The 15478-nt window shown below is 34.6% G+C and carries 16 protein-coding genes; all 16 read right to left on the reverse strand.

Going from position 1 to position 15478, the window contains the following annotated elements:
- Nucleotides 1-2 precede the first annotated feature (2 nt).
- The 16 genes from ACB089_RS17695 to ACB089_RS17770 all read right to left on the reverse strand — a co-directional run bounded on the left by ACB089_RS17695 (nucleotide 3) and on the right by ACB089_RS17770 (nucleotide 15175).
- The gene (locus ACB089_RS17695; RefSeq protein ID WP_374963113.1) at nucleotides 3-380 is read right to left on the reverse strand and encodes an enoyl-CoA hydratase; all 378 of its coding nucleotides are present in this window, start codon (nucleotides 378-380) and stop codon (nucleotides 3-5) included.
- Nucleotides 381-589: 209 nt separating this feature from the next.
- Nucleotides 590-1699 (reverse strand): endospore germination permease, encoded by a 1110-nt coding sequence (locus ACB089_RS17700; protein ID WP_374963115.1) that lies wholly within the window; start codon nucleotides 1697-1699, stop codon nucleotides 590-592.
- A 36-nt stretch (nucleotides 1700-1735) separates the two neighbouring features.
- Nucleotides 1736-1972: a hypothetical protein gene (locus ACB089_RS17705; RefSeq protein ID WP_374963117.1), complete on the reverse strand. Its 237-nt coding sequence runs from the start codon at nucleotides 1970-1972 to the stop codon at nucleotides 1736-1738.
- A 2-nt stretch (nucleotides 1973-1974) separates the two neighbouring features.
- Entirely contained in the window at nucleotides 1975-3165 is a 1191-nt protein-coding gene (locus tag ACB089_RS17710) for a Ger(x)C family spore germination protein (RefSeq protein ID WP_374963118.1), read from the reverse strand.
- Nucleotides 3166-3168: 3 nt separating this feature from the next.
- On the reverse strand, nucleotides 3169-4779 hold the full coding sequence (locus ACB089_RS17715) for a spore germination protein (protein WP_374963120.1): 1611 nt from the start codon (nucleotides 4777-4779) through the stop codon (nucleotides 3169-3171).
- Nucleotides 4780-5313: 534 nt separating this feature from the next.
- On the reverse strand, nucleotides 5314-5793 hold the full coding sequence (locus ACB089_RS17720) for a hypothetical protein (protein WP_374963121.1): 480 nt from the start codon (nucleotides 5791-5793) through the stop codon (nucleotides 5314-5316).
- A 510-nt stretch (nucleotides 5794-6303) separates the two neighbouring features.
- Nucleotides 6304-6525 carry a hypothetical protein gene (locus ACB089_RS17725; protein ID WP_374963123.1) on the reverse strand — a complete coding sequence of 74 codons (222 nt, stop codon included), beginning with the start codon at nucleotides 6523-6525 and terminating at the stop codon, nucleotides 6304-6306.
- 314 nt (nucleotides 6526-6839) lie between these two features.
- Nucleotides 6840-8612, reverse strand: coding sequence for a group II intron reverse transcriptase/maturase (gene ltrA / locus ACB089_RS17730; protein WP_374967547.1), 1773 nt, complete (start codon nucleotides 8610-8612; stop codon nucleotides 6840-6842).
- Nucleotides 8613-9805: 1193 nt separating this feature from the next.
- Nucleotides 9806-10156 (reverse strand): 3-deoxy-8-phosphooctulonate synthase, encoded by a 351-nt coding sequence (locus ACB089_RS17735; protein ID WP_374963124.1) that lies wholly within the window; start codon nucleotides 10154-10156, stop codon nucleotides 9806-9808.
- A 209-nt stretch (nucleotides 10157-10365) separates the two neighbouring features.
- A complete protein-coding gene (locus ACB089_RS17740; RefSeq protein WP_374963126.1) occupies nucleotides 10366-10851 on the reverse strand; it encodes a hypothetical protein in 486 nt (161 codons plus the stop codon).
- A 1216-nt stretch (nucleotides 10852-12067) separates the two neighbouring features.
- A complete protein-coding gene (locus ACB089_RS17745) occupies nucleotides 12068-12457 on the reverse strand; it encodes a GrpB family protein (protein WP_374963127.1) in 390 nt (129 codons plus the stop codon).
- Nucleotides 12458-12718: 261 nt separating this feature from the next.
- Nucleotides 12719-13039 carry a hypothetical protein gene (locus tag ACB089_RS17750; protein WP_374963128.1) on the reverse strand — a complete coding sequence of 107 codons (321 nt, stop codon included), beginning with the start codon at nucleotides 13037-13039 and terminating at the stop codon, nucleotides 12719-12721.
- Nucleotides 13026-13310, reverse strand: a complete 285-nt coding sequence (locus ACB089_RS17755) for a hypothetical protein (protein ID WP_374963130.1) — start codon at nucleotides 13308-13310, stop codon at nucleotides 13026-13028. Before ACB089_RS17755 ends, ACB089_RS17750 begins: the two co-directional genes overlap by 14 nt.
- A gap of 67 nt (nucleotides 13311-13377) precedes the next feature.
- Nucleotides 13378-13653, reverse strand: coding sequence for an inner-membrane translocator (locus ACB089_RS17760; RefSeq protein ID WP_374963131.1), 276 nt, complete (start codon nucleotides 13651-13653; stop codon nucleotides 13378-13380).
- Nucleotides 13654-13893: 240 nt separating this feature from the next.
- Nucleotides 13894-14319: a DUF4279 domain-containing protein gene (locus ACB089_RS17765; RefSeq protein ID WP_374963133.1), complete on the reverse strand. Its 426-nt coding sequence runs from the start codon at nucleotides 14317-14319 to the stop codon at nucleotides 13894-13896.
- Between the two features lie 415 nt (nucleotides 14320-14734).
- Nucleotides 14735-15175, reverse strand: coding sequence for a GNAT family N-acetyltransferase (locus tag ACB089_RS17770; RefSeq protein ID WP_374963135.1), 441 nt, complete (start codon nucleotides 15173-15175; stop codon nucleotides 14735-14737).
- Nucleotides 15176-15478 lie beyond the last annotated feature (303 nt).

Consider the following 15478-nt stretch of genomic DNA (forward strand, 5'->3'; position numbering starts at 1 on the left):
TGTTATAGAATAATACCTGAAAAGCTTCCCTTTAACACTTCTTTTTCAAGTTGATTTGTACACATAAATGTTGCAGTAATTGCCGTACGATTTTTTCCATCTGGTTCATACTGTTCAATTATTACTTCACAACGAATCGTGTCATCACTAAAAACTGGACGTAAAAATTCATAATCCATTCTACGCGCTAACACGTTATAATCACCTCCAACTTTCGTTGGAAGCGTTGCTGTTAAAAGCCCATGTATGACAAACCGACCTTGTTTGTCTGGTGTGATATGATGAGTCCCTTCATCTTTTGATACCCTCGTAAATAATTCAACATCCTCTGTTGTAAACTTACGCTCAAATGTAATTCTTTCTCCTACTTGTAATGCCATCTATGTCCCCCCTGTAAAAAACACACTTATAGACTGAATAATAAAACTATTCAATCTCTAAATCAACCATTATACATATCAACCTACGAAACAACCACTCGAAAGCAATGGACATAACAAGATGACGCCGGCAGCATACCGAAGTCATCTGATAGCCGCATAGTACGGCACTCCCTCTTTATTAAACTGTCTATCTAATAAGAAGCATCTCATATTTCTATTTCGTTCTTTTCCATTCTTTTTCGTATTGCATATGCGATTACCAACAAAAGAGGTAACAAAAATCCGATTGACAATGTTAAAGAATTACCCGTTGTATCGTCAAATTGTTTTTGGTAGATGATATTAGGATAAATCACGAGAGAAAGGACAACGGCAATCATGCCCAACGGTAAAGTTAAAGGGCGGTAATCTTTCAAATTCAGAATTTGTGCCATTCCTAAAACGGAAGCGTAAAAATAGAGGGTCGTCTTAAAATAGAGAGTGATCACCCAAAGAGAAGCCATTAATCCCTCAATACGCTGTATAAAATTCCCGATATTTATCCTTTTGGTCAATTCATAGCTTGGATAAATCTCTCCTGCAGTTTTCTCAGAACCTAATACTGTAACACATAAAAATGTAATAATGATGATGACGATGCCGCCTATTAAGTTTCCAATTAAAAATGTTTTTTTCCCTTGTTTCATTTTATTAACAAAAGAAGGAAAAATCATTAAGAGAACCACGGCATTTACTGAAGATACAATGACATAAAAAATGGATGATTGAATAATTTTTTTTGTCCCCATCTCATATACAGGCTGTATGTTTTCAATCTTCATTTCAGGTGAAAGACACACCACTAAAATGAAAAAAAAGACAAAGAACACGACAATTAATATTTCTGCAGTACGAGCGAAGGTTTCCAATCCAAGACGGACGCCCATTACTACGATCCCCGCCATAAGAATATTAAGGACTACCATTGGAGTATTTGGCATCATATGGATGTTTAGGAATAGCCCAAAATAATACAAAAGTTCTGAAGCATAAAGAAGAACTATTAATACAAAAAAAGCAGCTAAGGCTTTACCTATCCATCTCCCAAATAGTTTTTCTATGATTTGGACATAGGTGAGGTGAGGGAACCAAAGTGCTATAGTGATGAATAGCCAGATGAATAATAAACCGATTCCCGTACCAATTATTGCCGCAATCCAGGCGTCTTGTTTTGCGCCGGTTGTTAATGCCGATGGTACAGTTAAGATGCTCGTACCAATCGTAAATAAAATAACTAAAACCAGAAATTGGTACGAATTTATTTTAACGTCTTGCATCATTTCATATCATCCCTTCCCCTCTACACTTTTCTTTTATTTCAACAAATGAGAAATAAAATCATTAAGCGGTTTAAAAATAAAAGTGAGTAAATCAAATGGATTTGGAATAGGTCTTTCAAATCCAAAAAGTGTAATACTTAGACCTACCCCAATTGCAAGAAGTATTGAAAATACAAATAACTCTTTTTTATACTTTTTTTCCAAGAGAGGCGGAACTTCAATCCACACAATAACTGCCGCAATCAGAAGTATTCCTATAGTTTTTATCATTATTATTCAACCTCTATCTTTTCTAAGAAGGAATTACCTTCTGTACCCGTATGCTTAAGTTCTACGTCTACTTTAACATTCGCTTTCATCTCAGCGAATTCCTCATCCCACTGCTCTTTCATCTTTTTCCATTCTTTCGGATTAGATCGATGAATGGCATCACCAAATCCAAATATGTCTGATTTATATTGTTTTTGTAACGCTTCAATGGCCAGGTTAACGGTCTCTTCCATCTGTTTTTCAGTAATCTTCTCTAGCTCAACAATCGTATCTAGTTCATTAAGATTAATTTGACACTCTACTTCTCCAACAGTTCCTTTTACTTTAATATTGACATCTACTTCAGGCTTACCTTTGTTTATTTTGCCTTTCATTTTAGAATCTACTTGAATAATTTCTATAGTGGCTTTCCCCTCTTCCGGACAAGATATAGCAGTTACAGAATTTTGCACTTCATTGATGATGCCATTAAACCCTCTGCTTTCTCGTTCAGTTAACCAGCCCACCAGTTTATCTTTTTTAAACACTGCTACTTCATCATATACAATTCGCGCAGGAGGATTAATCGATTCTACATTCTGTTTACTTGATCCTATTTCTGGATCCCCTGTTACTAGAATCCCTGTTAATACAGCTTCCTTTCCATCACTTGTCAGAGAAGCGATTAACTCATCTAACTTAATGCCGTTCGTTGCAGCCCAATAATGTTCTGACGTCTGCAGGCTGTTAAACATTTTATTGGCAGGTATACTTTCAATCGTTGTTCTAACATTCAGTACTTCCTCTGCGGTCCCATCCTTAGCAATTGCAACAAAGAAATCAGATCGAAGTTCCCAATCTCTTGACAGAAAATCTAAGGATTTCGCTATCCCTTCTTCAGCTAAATCCTCACCAAGCACAAGCATTCGAAGATGTCCTGGATATATTTTTCGAGGCGATGTCTTTGTAATTTTTCGAAGAGCTTCATATACCGTTTCGCCTTTCTCCTGAAACAGAATAACTGGTGAACGCCCAGTACTTGTTTTCGTGGAAATTTCCGAAGGTACAACCACTTGAGCAGTTACTCGGTATTCATCTTCTACTTTATCGATTCCTATTGCCAACGTAATACCAAGTTCATTTAATTCCCTCTTGTCCCAACATCCGGTAAGAATGGGGCTAAGAATTAAGAGAACAAACATGCACTTTTTCATCGTTTAACCCCCCTCATTTTTTGGCGGTTGTGGTTTTGCAGAGGCTGAATCTTGTTGCCTAACGATATTTTGTTGACTGATTAGACGAGGCCGAGTAAACATTTTCCATATAGGCAAGAGAATAAACGTATCCTTTTGATCGGAAAGATTAAATGGCGCTAGTGAAGACATATAAGGCACGCCAAATGAACGCAAACTACATAAATGCAGAAGTAAAGCGATTAAACCAATCGTTATTCCTAATAAACCAAAAGAAGCAGCTAATGCCATAAATCCAAAGCGTAGCATCCTTCCCGAGATAGCTAGGTTGTATGTTGGAGAAACAAAACTAGAAATGGCGGTTATTGAAACCACGATTACCATCGCAGCAGAGATTATGCCTGCTTCAACCGCTGCTGTTCCAATTACAAATGCTCCTACAATAGAAATGGCTGAACCGATGCTTCGTGGCATTCTTAAGCCTGCTTCACGCAAGATTTCAAAGGTGACTTCCATTATGATGGCTTCAACAAATGCCGGAAATGGGGCACCTTCTCGTTGGGCTGCCAGACTTATAAGGAGTCCAGTGGGTAGCATTGCATGATTAAAAGTTGTAACTGCAATAAATAATGCAGGTGCAAGCATTGCAATTGAAAATGCAAAAAAACGAAGGAGTCGAATGAGACTCGCAATATCCGCTCGTTGATAGTAATCTTCCGAAGATTGAAAAAATTGAACAAACAATGCTGGAACTACTAGGACAAATGGTGTTCCATCAACCAAAATGGCTATGCGTCCTTCCAATAATGCTGCAGCTACTACATCTGGACGTTCCGTATTGAATATGGTTGGAAAAGGTGAATAAGGTGCATCCTGAATCAATTCCTCGATATTTCCACTTTCAAGAATTCCATCAATATCTATTTTATCCAAACGCAAACGGACTTCTTTCACTATTTTGTCATTTGCAATTCCTTTAATATACATCATAGCAACATTCGTTTTCGTACGTTTTCCAATAACTTTTGATTCCATCCAGAGATCTGGGTCTTTCAGTCTTCTACGAACTAAGGCGGTATTGACACGCAAATTTTCGGAGAATCCTTCGCGAGGTCCTCTTACAACTACTTGGGCTGATGCTTCCGTAACTCCACGCTCAACCCAATGCCTATTGGAAATAATTAAACCTTGGGCATATCCATCGATTAAAATAATCGTATCCCCTGATAATAGTCCAGTAAGAAGCTCTTCAAAATTAGTTAGTTCTTTAATTTCTCCCACTGTCATGGCAAAATCTTTTAATATGCTAATCAGATTTTGTTCAGGAGATAGCTTTTTCTGTAATTCAGTACCTTCGACATCTAGCATGAGCGTTTCTAAAATGAAATTTTGTAATGAGATTGTATCGGTTAATCCATCTGTATAGATAATACCGGCTTTAATAGTTTCTTCTTTTCCTACTCGAATTTCTCGAATGATAATATCCGAGCTTTTCCCAAGGGAATCTTTTATTCTTTGTAAATTTTCTTGAAGATTTGTTTTTAATTCGTTTGCTAAATTTGTCTTCATCATTTGGCTAGTTGAAATAGAATTGGAATGCATTTTAGAATTACTTTTCTTTCTGAAAAAGCCCATAGACTACCTCACATTTACTTTTTATTTTTTGACTAATTAGAAAAATATCGATGGAGCCGTTTACTTTTCTATTAAGCATGTTGATGAGATATAGATTCTCATGTTCTTTAGCATGGGAATCTCCTTTTAACAAATATTTTCTAATTAAATAAATCATACTACTTTTATTAAATAGCAGGATTTTTTCGACAAAACTTCTAATTAATGAACAAAAAAAGCAAATGGAAAAACTCCATTTTGGAAAAATAGATCAAAATGGAGTTGAAGTATAAGATTTTTATAAAAAAGTGAAATCATTTCAATGAGTTTTATCCCACAAACGCCCCTACTAGCTTAAGTATTTTCTATCAAAACTTTTACTTTGCGTAAATTCGATTGAATAACCTTTTGTTCATTCTCATAACACCGTTTTATTGCTATCCCATTCCAAAAGCGTTCGTGTAGCCTATCCATAACACTAAACTGAACTTTTGTAAAAAAGCGTCTCCACTTATTGTAGAAACGCACCTTAATAGTTGAATTCTCCGCTTTTACTCAACTATTTTTTAGTTTTTCATCCAATTTCTCTTCTAATTCTTCGTACTTCTCGTCACAAGCCTTAGCCTTATTACCCACTGGGATAGACAGTCTAGTAATTTGAACTCTTCCATCTTGACTATAACTACCTAAAGAGACAAACCCGATTTCACTTTCAGGGATTTCTTTTATTTTCTCGCCATTCTCGTTTACGTAGAAGTATTTGGTTTCATGAGATCCTGAAGTTTCTCTCCCTTCCCAACCAAAATCTTCAGGAGAACTAGTAAGCACTAAACCATCTTCATCAAAATGGTATTGGATCGTGTCATCTTCAATTTCTAGTTGAGGAGTACCTTCTATATTGTAAACAACATAGGCACAACCTTCGTAACCATCTTGGAAATAGAATGCTTCGTCATAGACCTTGTGAGTGAATAGCCAATAAAGACCGAATCCGATAACAATTCCTATGATCATTCCTGAAATGATTTTTTTCATCCTGTTCACCCCCATACTTCAGGAAACCGTTATTATATATTTCTTCAATTAAACTGCTTGGTTAGTTGAATAGCAGCAATCTTTTCGAAAACAACTTTTTAATCAAAGAGTTTTTGTTATTATATCAATTTCTAAGTTGTAACCACTCGACTTAAAATAACTATTAAAGTTATGTTGGTTTGAAAAAGTCGGTAAATCTTTAATATTCTCTTTTGGCATATCTGTTTTAAAAGAAATAACATCACCGTTTTTTAATACACACGTATACAATTCCTTCATTTTCACACCTACTTTTTAAAAGTAATCCTAGTATTAATTAGAGCCCGTTTTCTCAAATGTTGTTGCTGTTAAAACAAAAAGACCGCATTAATCTACAAAATTTGTATAATGAACTCTGTCTTTTTGTTCAGATATTTCGTGAATCGAATATTTTATTAAAGTACCCTGTTTGTTTAAGTACATTTATTCACAAACTTAATTCTAAGAAAGCTTAGGCGTACCTAAGCGTCATTACCACTTCTCATTATTCTTATGATTTTTTCTATAAACGTAATCTGCATTTTTTAATCCGGTCCAATTACTAATAAAATTAATAATCACTATAAAAATTCCAAATAAAACAAACGCCACACTGTAATGACCTTTGAAAAATAAAACAAACGCCGCAACCAATAGTAATATCATTATAACTATTACCGAGACTTGTAATTTCCCCTTCTTCTTATCATTCATATGTTCAACCCCCTATCAAATCGCCAATATTTTCCGTATCTTTTAATATGTTTTATATGGTTTATTCTACTATATTCCTAATATTTACAATACCATCTGGTATGAATCTTATTCAACTAAACTCCGTTAGTTCAATAAAAAAAGAGCTGCCTATGCAACTCAATGATCTTCATACAGATAGGTAAGCCTTTGAAATTATCGCCAGCTTTTCCCCCTGTTCACACCGTACGTGCGACTTTCATCGCATACGGCGTTCCAACTAATCCAATTTATTCTTTCTATGTCTTAAGCAGACGAGTGCTTTTCTTCCATTATTAGATTATTTCATTGTTACATTTCAGTCGTAAATTATTTACTTTTTCTATTTGCTTATTCGAAAGCTTTACAGCTTTTAAGAGTGTTTTAATTTTTGCCTTGTCTTTCAAATGTATAAGTTGATGTATAGTCTTATTCAAAATTATTAAGTTCGAATAACTATCATCTTTTGAAATGTTCAACGGATTGATATGATGACAATGCCAATCATTAATACCTAATTCTTCACCTAAAATGGCACATTTGCCATACTGGGCAATGAACTTACTGATTCTGTTGTCGTTGTACTCAATAGATCTATTTGGAATGTAGTTTCTCATGATGTAAGAAAGAGTATTTTTATTGATAGCCTTTAAGCTATTATGAATTTTCGCTCTACCTTCGACTGTAAAATTACAAATTATTTGTGAAAAACCTAGTGTCTTTCTCCATCGTTGTGCATGGATAGGGACAAAAACCATGTTCTGTATCTTATACAGTTTAGCCTTGTATCCCTTGTACCTCTTCTGTAAAGTCTTAGTCATCTCATGGAACCTTGCCTCGGTTCTAATATTCTTTAGTTGATTGTATAACGTCTTGCGTAGGTGGAGATTTAACTCATTCAGATTAATTGTAATTTGAGTTGCAGCTGAGTAATAGTTTTGTATTCCCATCACAACGGTATTAAAATTCCAAACTGTCTGAATACAAGGCTTTCTCTTGATAACCCTTATGGCTTCTTTTATCTTTTGGAAAGCATTTGCTTTAGCTTTTTTAGACATATCAGACTTTGCTACATAACCAAATCTGGTCTTACCCTTTCTTATGGCTTTTATTGAAAAGCCTAGAAACTCCGATGAGTTTTTCTTTAAATTAACGACCTTTGATTTTTCTTCACTTGACTCCAAATGAAGCCTTTTTCTCAAGAAGTCTTTCAATGCGTAGTTCATTTTTATTGCGTTTGACCTAGTTCGGCACATTATTTTAAAATCGTCCGCATATCGGACAATGAAGCACTCTTTTAAAGCTGTTTTCTTTAAATGCTGATATTTACTGCCATTAGTGGAGTATGTATATCTGCTTTCAAACGTTTCCCATTGGTTACTAACCCACCAATCCAATTCATTTAATACAATGTTGGATAATAACGGTGACAAAATACCTCCTTGCGGAGTACCTTTTGTAGGAATACCCTCTCCTTCAATCTCTGCTTTTAGTAGCCTAGATATAATAGAGAGGAGTGATTTATCTCTTATGCCTAGAGACCATATTTGTTTTAAAAGCTTACTATGATTAACATTATCAAAGAAACCCTTAATATCTACATCAACACAATGATGAAGCCCAGTCTGATTGATAAGGAACTCAAGTCTAGCTTTGGCATGATGAGTGCTCCGATTCGGTCTAAACCCATAACTATGTTTATGGAATTTTGCTTCACAAATTGGCTCTAAAATTTGCAGTATGGATTGTTGAAAGATTCTATCCCAAATCGTTGGTATCCCTAAAGGTCTAGTTTTATCCTTTCCTTTAGGAATGAGAACCCGTCTTACTGGTTGTGATTCATACCATTTAAACATAGCTTGAACTCTTGCTATTACATCTTCTACAGTTAAATGCAAGATATCATTGATTGTTAATTTATCGGTTCCAGCAGTTTTGCTACCTGTATTTCTTTTGATGTTTCGGTAGGCTAGACGTATATTGTCTTTAGAACTCATTAATTCTGTTAAGTCATAGAAGTGATGACCACTGACACTTTGAGCATAAAGTGTATCAAAACAATCTTGCATACTATAATACTCATTATGCCTCAATTTCTTCCGTTTCAATAAGTTGGTGACCCCTTTCGGAGTTAAACCTCTTTTAGTCTCACGAGAACCTTATTAACCGATAAAGAACTGCCTTACTTGGTTGAATAAATCTTTATTAGTCTAGTGGCTATCCCTCCACGTTCATTACACGCTTCAACGGTACTGTGCCACCACTTTCACTGATATTAAGACAAGTTATACAGTAACTATTATCATTAATATTTTCCTTGCCACCGTTTCAATGGAAGTAAGTCCTCCACGTTATCAGCTTACAACGTTGAATTATATCTATTATGGAATGAACTTAGGTGCTTCCTCTAAGCCTGTTAGTATTCATACGCCTGTAACGTATCATGGATTTTCATATTAGTTAGTTTTACTCACCCACAACTAACCTCACAATTTGGTGATATACACATTTCTATGTATCGTGCTTATAGACCCGTACATTCAGAAGTTCGTCAGCTTAACCTTTTCTTATAGGTTTATAATTAGCATTCTCACCATATTCATTCAACTCAAGCACCATGAATTACACCACTCCATCGAGGTAGGCTTTCGTCAGCCGAACTGGTACGGTAATTTCTCACACCTTTTCGCCGAGCTTATAACACCATCATTCTTACTAAATCAAGTGCTATTCGACTAAGAGAGAACCATTTCAGGCGTTACCCTGTCATTTGATTCTTCGATATAACCCTTCAATTCCGAAAGGAACTGCCTAGCCTTTACCAGATTGATGTAACCATCATCCATTTGAACTAGGAACATTTCGCACAACTAAAGCACTCCGTTAGTTGAATAAGGTACTTACTTTATAACATCGATTAATATATTGAGAACTATAATAAACAATAAAAATATATGTATCCATACTATAAATTTTACGATTAATACCGCCCAAACATTCTTTCGTAAACCATAGTGATGAACAATAGAAAAAAATAAAAGACAGAGTATTCCACGAAGGATACGACCATCTACAAATAATGAAACTGCATTTATCAATACAGATATAATAAATAAAATGACATATACTTTATATATCTTTTCTTTTCTTTGTCTCTCGTGTTGGAATTGATACATTATTTTTCACCTCGTACACCTCATATTTCTGATTATATTAAAAGGAAACACCTATACAGGGTTCCCTTTATTTTAGAACTTACTATTTATTTTCTAAATTGTGCATCATAGTACGCCTCTTTTAACAATGGTATTACTGTTCTAAAATTGAATATTAAATCATCCATTGTTTTTATTGGTTTAACAAAGCCTACATTGTAAACTCCCCATCTATCTTCTTCTGGTTCAAGAATAACTGATACAGAGGGCTCCTTATTTAACTCCCATACAATTCCTGCTCTACTCCCATCAGGAGCTTGAACAAACCCGTCCCCTGATATGCAACCATCGGCTTCCTCAGTGTCAAAATAAAAATGGTCAGTAATATCACCATAAATAAAACCATCAGCTTCCGTTTCTGGAACAACTGAAAAACCTCTGTAAACAAGTGGCTCCATATATTTTTCACTCCTATGAATAATTACATAAACAATACTAACAAAAAGTATATAATTAATTCATTGGATAAAAATGTATTTAATTATAAACATACTTTACAGAAGAAGGAAAACCAAAGTTCTTATTCAACTAAACTGCCTCGTTAGTTCAATAAAGAAAAAAGAGCTGTGTATGCAGCTCAATGATCTTCAAGTAAAGCACCGTTAGTTTAATTAAATTTATTTATATTTTGGTCATTCAACCAATTTCTCATAACTTTTTCTGCGTTCACTTCTTTTGGCATCTTTATGAAAGATTTTGTTAAAGGTTCTTTGACAGTATCAAAAAATAGAATTTTTTCATTTGAATTTTTCGCATAATAGCAATATCCTTCGTATTCGATATTATTGATTGCTACAAATGGATGTTCGTGTTGCATTGTGCAAAGAATCGTCTCAGCATTTAATTTCCCATAAATTGATTGAACTTGATATAAAAAATCTTTGTGTACAGGAATAACAGGCCGATATAAATATTCTCGTTGTTCATCTCCAAAATAACGTTCTTCTATAATTACTACATAATAATCAGACTCATTAAACGTTTCTTTTTCTCGTTCCTTAAGGAAAATATTGATGAACTTATTTGATAGTTTATGCAAATGTCGATGTGGTGGAAGTTTATGTCCAAATAATAATAAAGTTAAATTTTCCATTTAATACTCCTAACTTTAACGAACCTTCTTAACTGAGGTTAATTGTATTTCTTTCAAATAGTTTGTTCAACCAAACTGCCTCGTTAGCTTAATAAAGAAAAAAGAGCTGCCTATGCAACTCAATGATCTTATACAGATAGGTAAGCCTTTGAAGTTATCGCCAGCTTTTCCCCCTGTTCACACCGTACGTGCGACTTTCACCGCATACGGCGTTCCAACTAATCCAATTCAATTAATCATCAACACTTCTGATATCAGAATACCTTCTATGTCTCAATTCTTCCGTTTCAATAAGTCGGTGCCTCCCTTGGGAGGTGAACCTCTTTTAGTCTCACGAGAACCTTATTAACCGATAAAGATTTGCCATGCATGATTAAGTGATTCTTCATTAGTCTAGTGGCTATCCCTCCACGTTCATTACACGCTTCAACGGTACTATACCACCACTTTCACTGATATAAAGAGAAGTTATACACTCGCTAATCTCACGATTATTTTCCTTCTCAACGCTTCATCAAGAGTAAGCTCTCCACGTTATCAGCTTACCACGTTGAACATTATCTATTATGGAACAAACTTAGGTGCTCCCTATGAGCCTGTTAGCATCGCATGTGCCTGTAACACAAGATGGATTTTTATATTCTTGATTCTTACTCACCCATAGCTAACCCTACATTTAGTAGTAAATACATTTCTATATAACGCGCGTCTAGACCCGTACATTCAGAAGTTCGTCAGTAATACAGTATCTTATTGTATTTCATTGCATTCTCACCATATTTGTTCAACCCAAGCACCATGATTTACACCACCCCATCGGGTAGGCTTTCGTCAGCCGAACTGTTACGGTAAATTCTCACGCCTATTAGCCGAGCTTATAACACGCTTTCCCTTACTAAATAGCGTGCTATTCGACGCAGGGGGAGCCTTTCTGAGCGTTACCTCATCATTCGGCTCCTTGATAATATCCTTCAATTTAAATCGTAAATTGCCTGACCTTTACCAAGATTGTGTTATCCACATCTCATTTGAGCCAGGAACGTGTCGCACCAAGTAAAGCCCCCGTTACTTTAATAAGAGATGTTTATTTACTGTACATTTCCTTCATAGCTATTTCGATAATAGTTTTAATAAACGGTTCTTTCTTCTTTGTATATATTGGTCTATCGAACTTATATTAGAAGCAAGTTCTTTTTTTATGAAGCATACTCTTTAGCTACATGGGGTGTAACCTAAGATAATCTCGAAACAATAATTTTTCAATCCACTCACTGTTGTTAATTTCACAGATATGCAGATAACAAGTACCCTGTCCCCATAAACCCTTCCTAAAAAACCTTCTATCTTTAAACTCAGGTTTATGAACATATTCATATTCAATTTCACTAAGAGGAATAACAAAGTTGGATACTTCATCTAAATCTTGTACACCCACAATAATATCAATTATTGGTTTCGCTTCTAAACCCTTTATAGAAGTGCTTCCAATATGTTCAATTCCAACAACTTTATCACCTATAACATCAACAATTCTTTTTTTCTCATATTCAAATTCATTTTCCCAATTAAGATTATAATCAGTAAAGTTAACAATTGGTTTCCTCATTTTGTCCCCACCTATAAAATTATACTTCTTAATTTTAAACATAATAAAAAAGCACTCTCTCAAGAATGCTTTATAAGTCAGGATATATTGTTGTATGTAAAACTTTATATCTTTCTCAAAATATTGCTGATACCTGTTGAAATAAACTTTCTTTAATCAGCTTGATTTTTATGATGATTTTTACGATTAAGCTCAGAAAGATCTTTTATAGAAATTAATGAATAGTCATCTCTAATTTTCACTTCAAAAAAGTAATAATTTTTAGTTACTATTATCTTTAACTTCTATTTCAAACAACGCCATTCCTCTTCGGTAATTGTTTTCTTCAGATTTTAAATCTTCTCTACCAATGCCATAGTTAGTTTCAATATAGTTTTCCACATAGTTGTATACGATAGCGTTATACTCTATAATTTGATTTGTATCATCAGCACTAACTATACTAAAACCACCAAAACAGTAGTAATTTTCATCCCCTAATTCAAAGACATCTCCATTACCTTCTCCACCTAAATGAACGGTTGAATTTTCTTGTGAATTGGAAATAATATCTTTCTTCCCAATATTCTTATATGAATTCAAACGCAAACATTAAACCTAAAGGGATAGTTAACCAAAGCAGAGAATTACCCAATATTATTTTAAAATGAGAAGCATTTTCTAATTTGTCTTTGGAAACGAATCTCCACATCAGTAGTACTCCAAAAGCCCATATCGGTATGACTAAAAAGAATTCTGGTGTCAAAGTATCAGATTCACCTAATGCCCCTTCTGCAAAAAACCAAGAAATAAATAATGCAACAAAACCAGTAAATATAACATTACCTATAACTAAAACTTTTTTACCATTCAACAAAATCCCTCCGATTACTCGAATAACGAAACATCATTTCACTTTTTTACGAAATTTAAAATCCACCTTATAACTCCAATCCCAGAATGAGAATACCATTAGCTATTGTTATAAATCCTAAAAATGCCCCACCATAGCCTGCACCATCTCCTGTTCCCCCAGAACTCCAATCGTAAAAATGAAGAAATAAAGCACCACTTGAAAAACCAATCACTGGAGCAAGTACCATCATAATGATGCCCGATATCATACGATTTAATATTCCTTTTCTAAACAACGTAAAGAAAACAACGTTAAGTGATACTAAGATCAAGACATATAATATCAAAATTAAATTTTCCACAATACCCCTCTCGCATCATTTTACCACAATTAACCATAATATCAATTTAACTATTCTGACTTTTAATTGAATAGCAACAATCTTTTCGAAATCAGCCTAAGAAAAAGATGGGATCTCTGTGGAATCCCATCTTGAAGTAAAGCACCCGTTAGCCATCCATGTCGCGTAAAATCAACGCTACACCACAGAAAATGAAAGATGATTACGTTCTTTCATGGGAGTGTAATAAAGTTTATACTCTTATTCGCCAAAATCATCATAAGGATTAGCGTACAAATCTACATCAATTTCAGCTTCAATACTTGAAGCAAATTTTATGATGTCTTTATCCAGATATAAAGCAGGGGTATTTCCCTTTTCTATTTTAATTACAATAAAGAATTTACACTCCAAGGAATAAGCCTCTTTTATTTCGTTAATTATTGATGACTTATTTTGTAGCATACCTATAATTTGCTTTAGTTGGTCATTTACATCAAGCGAAAATTGGTAGCCTGTTCCTAAATCCCACCCTGTCTCTTTTCTAATAAAAGTCGAACGATTTTGAATTAAATCGCCTTTTTTATAGGTGTCGGTAGGTGTAATTTCTAACTTTTCTGTTACATCATCTATTGGAAAGTCATCTCCAAACAAGCTGAAATAAATCTTTACTTGGGTCTTATTCAAGTGTAATTTCGCCTCCAATTAGTCTCATTTTAACAATTATAATATCCTTCCTTATTCAACTAAACTCCGTTAGCCATCCATGTCGCGTAAAATCAACGCTACACCACAGAAAATGAAAGATTATTACGTTCTTTCATGGGAGTTTAAGTACATATCTTCACATTAAAACTCATTTCTACTTCTAAATGTAAAAAATACAGCAGCGCGTTATTTTTTACACGTCTTGACTTTATCTCAACAACATCGGGCGTAATACTCTTTGAGGAGAAAAGTAACCCTTATAACAGCAGAAGTCTCCCATCTATAGAGGTGGGTGACTTCTGCTGATTTAAGTTAAAAAGTTTGATTAATATTCACTTAGCATCCTTTAATCGAAAAGGAATTAAACGGTGTATCTATCTAAAACAGTACGACTTTATTTCAAACTATACTTTGCTAACATCTCTCCCCAGGGAACCATTCCTGCTTCTTTAAAACCTACACTAGCATATAGTTTTCTTGCTTGCTCATTGTCCGGCTGATATCCAAGCCATATGACATCAGTGCGATCTTCTCGACTCTCAATGTCTTGAATAATTAACTTCATCGCGCTCTTGCCGTGTCCACGCCCTTGATATTGCTCATCAATCATAAATCTGTATATCCAATAGTTTCCGTCATCCAAATCTATCCCGTACATCGCGAAACCGAGAAGCTTTTCTCCACCATAAATCGCCTTTATATTCATGTGAGGAAAAAATTTACTTTCTGCAATTGAATACAGATTTGAGGCAATAAACCCTTGCTGTTCTTGCTTAGGTTTCAGTTTAATACAAGCTTCCCAATTACTTTGATCAATCGATTTTAAACTAATCAAATTTCAGATTCCTCCCCTAGTAGTAGAGAAATCCATTGTCATGAGTTCTCTACAAAATTAGTTTTCCCTTGCCGATAAAATAACTTATTGTTCTGATATACATAGCACATCACTCCTCATAAGATGGATTGTCAACGTTAAACCGTACAATTAAAAAAAGCAAACGATTTGCTCTCCATTTGTACTCTCGTTTAGTTCGACACCCACAGACAAATCCCTTCTATATTTCTCCAAACAGCCAATTTAAGTTTTTGTACCTGCCGCTACGCTTTCGGTACAAAAAAATTGGCTGAAAGAAGTTAA

It is taken from the genome of Lysinibacillus sp. RS10 (genome assembly GCF_041956855.1).
Taxonomy (GTDB): Bacteria; Bacillota; Bacilli; order Bacillales_A; family Planococcaceae; genus Lysinibacillus; species Lysinibacillus xylanilyticus_A.

Coding starts and splice junctions, on each gene's coding strand:
- ACB089_RS17695 (WP_374963113.1), bottom strand. CDS start 380: ATGGCATTACAAGTAGGAGAAAGAATTACATTTGAGCGTAAGTTTACA.
- ACB089_RS17700 (WP_374963115.1), bottom strand. CDS start 1,699: ATGCAAGACGTTAAAATAAATTCGTACCAATTTCTGGTTTTAGTTATT.
- ACB089_RS17705 (WP_374963117.1), bottom strand. CDS start 1,972: ATGATAAAAACTATAGGAATACTTCTGATTGCGGCAGTTATTGTGTGG.
- ACB089_RS17710 (WP_374963118.1), bottom strand. CDS start 3,165: ATGAAAAAGTGCATGTTTGTTCTCTTAATTCTTAGCCCCATTCTTACC.
- ACB089_RS17715 (WP_374963120.1), bottom strand. CDS start 4,779: ATGGGCTTTTTCAGAAAGAAAAGTAATTCTAAAATGCATTCCAATTCT.
- ACB089_RS17720 (WP_374963121.1), bottom strand. CDS start 5,793: ATGAAAAAAATCATTTCAGGAATGATCATAGGAATTGTTATCGGATTC.
- ACB089_RS17725 (WP_374963123.1), bottom strand. CDS start 6,525: ATGAATGATAAGAAGAAGGGGAAATTACAAGTCTCGGTAATAGTTATA.
- ltrA (WP_374967547.1), bottom strand. CDS start 8,612: ATGCAAGATTGTTTTGATACACTTTATGCTCAAAGTGTCAGTGGTCAT.
- ACB089_RS17735 (WP_374963124.1), bottom strand. CDS start 10,156: ATGGAGCCACTTGTTTACAGAGGTTTTTCAGTTGTTCCAGAAACGGAA.
- ACB089_RS17740 (WP_374963126.1), bottom strand. CDS start 10,851: ATGGAAAATTTAACTTTATTATTATTTGGACATAAACTTCCACCACAT.
- ACB089_RS17745 (WP_374963127.1), bottom strand. CDS start 12,457: ATGAGGAAACCAATTGTTAACTTTACTGATTATAATCTTAATTGGGAA.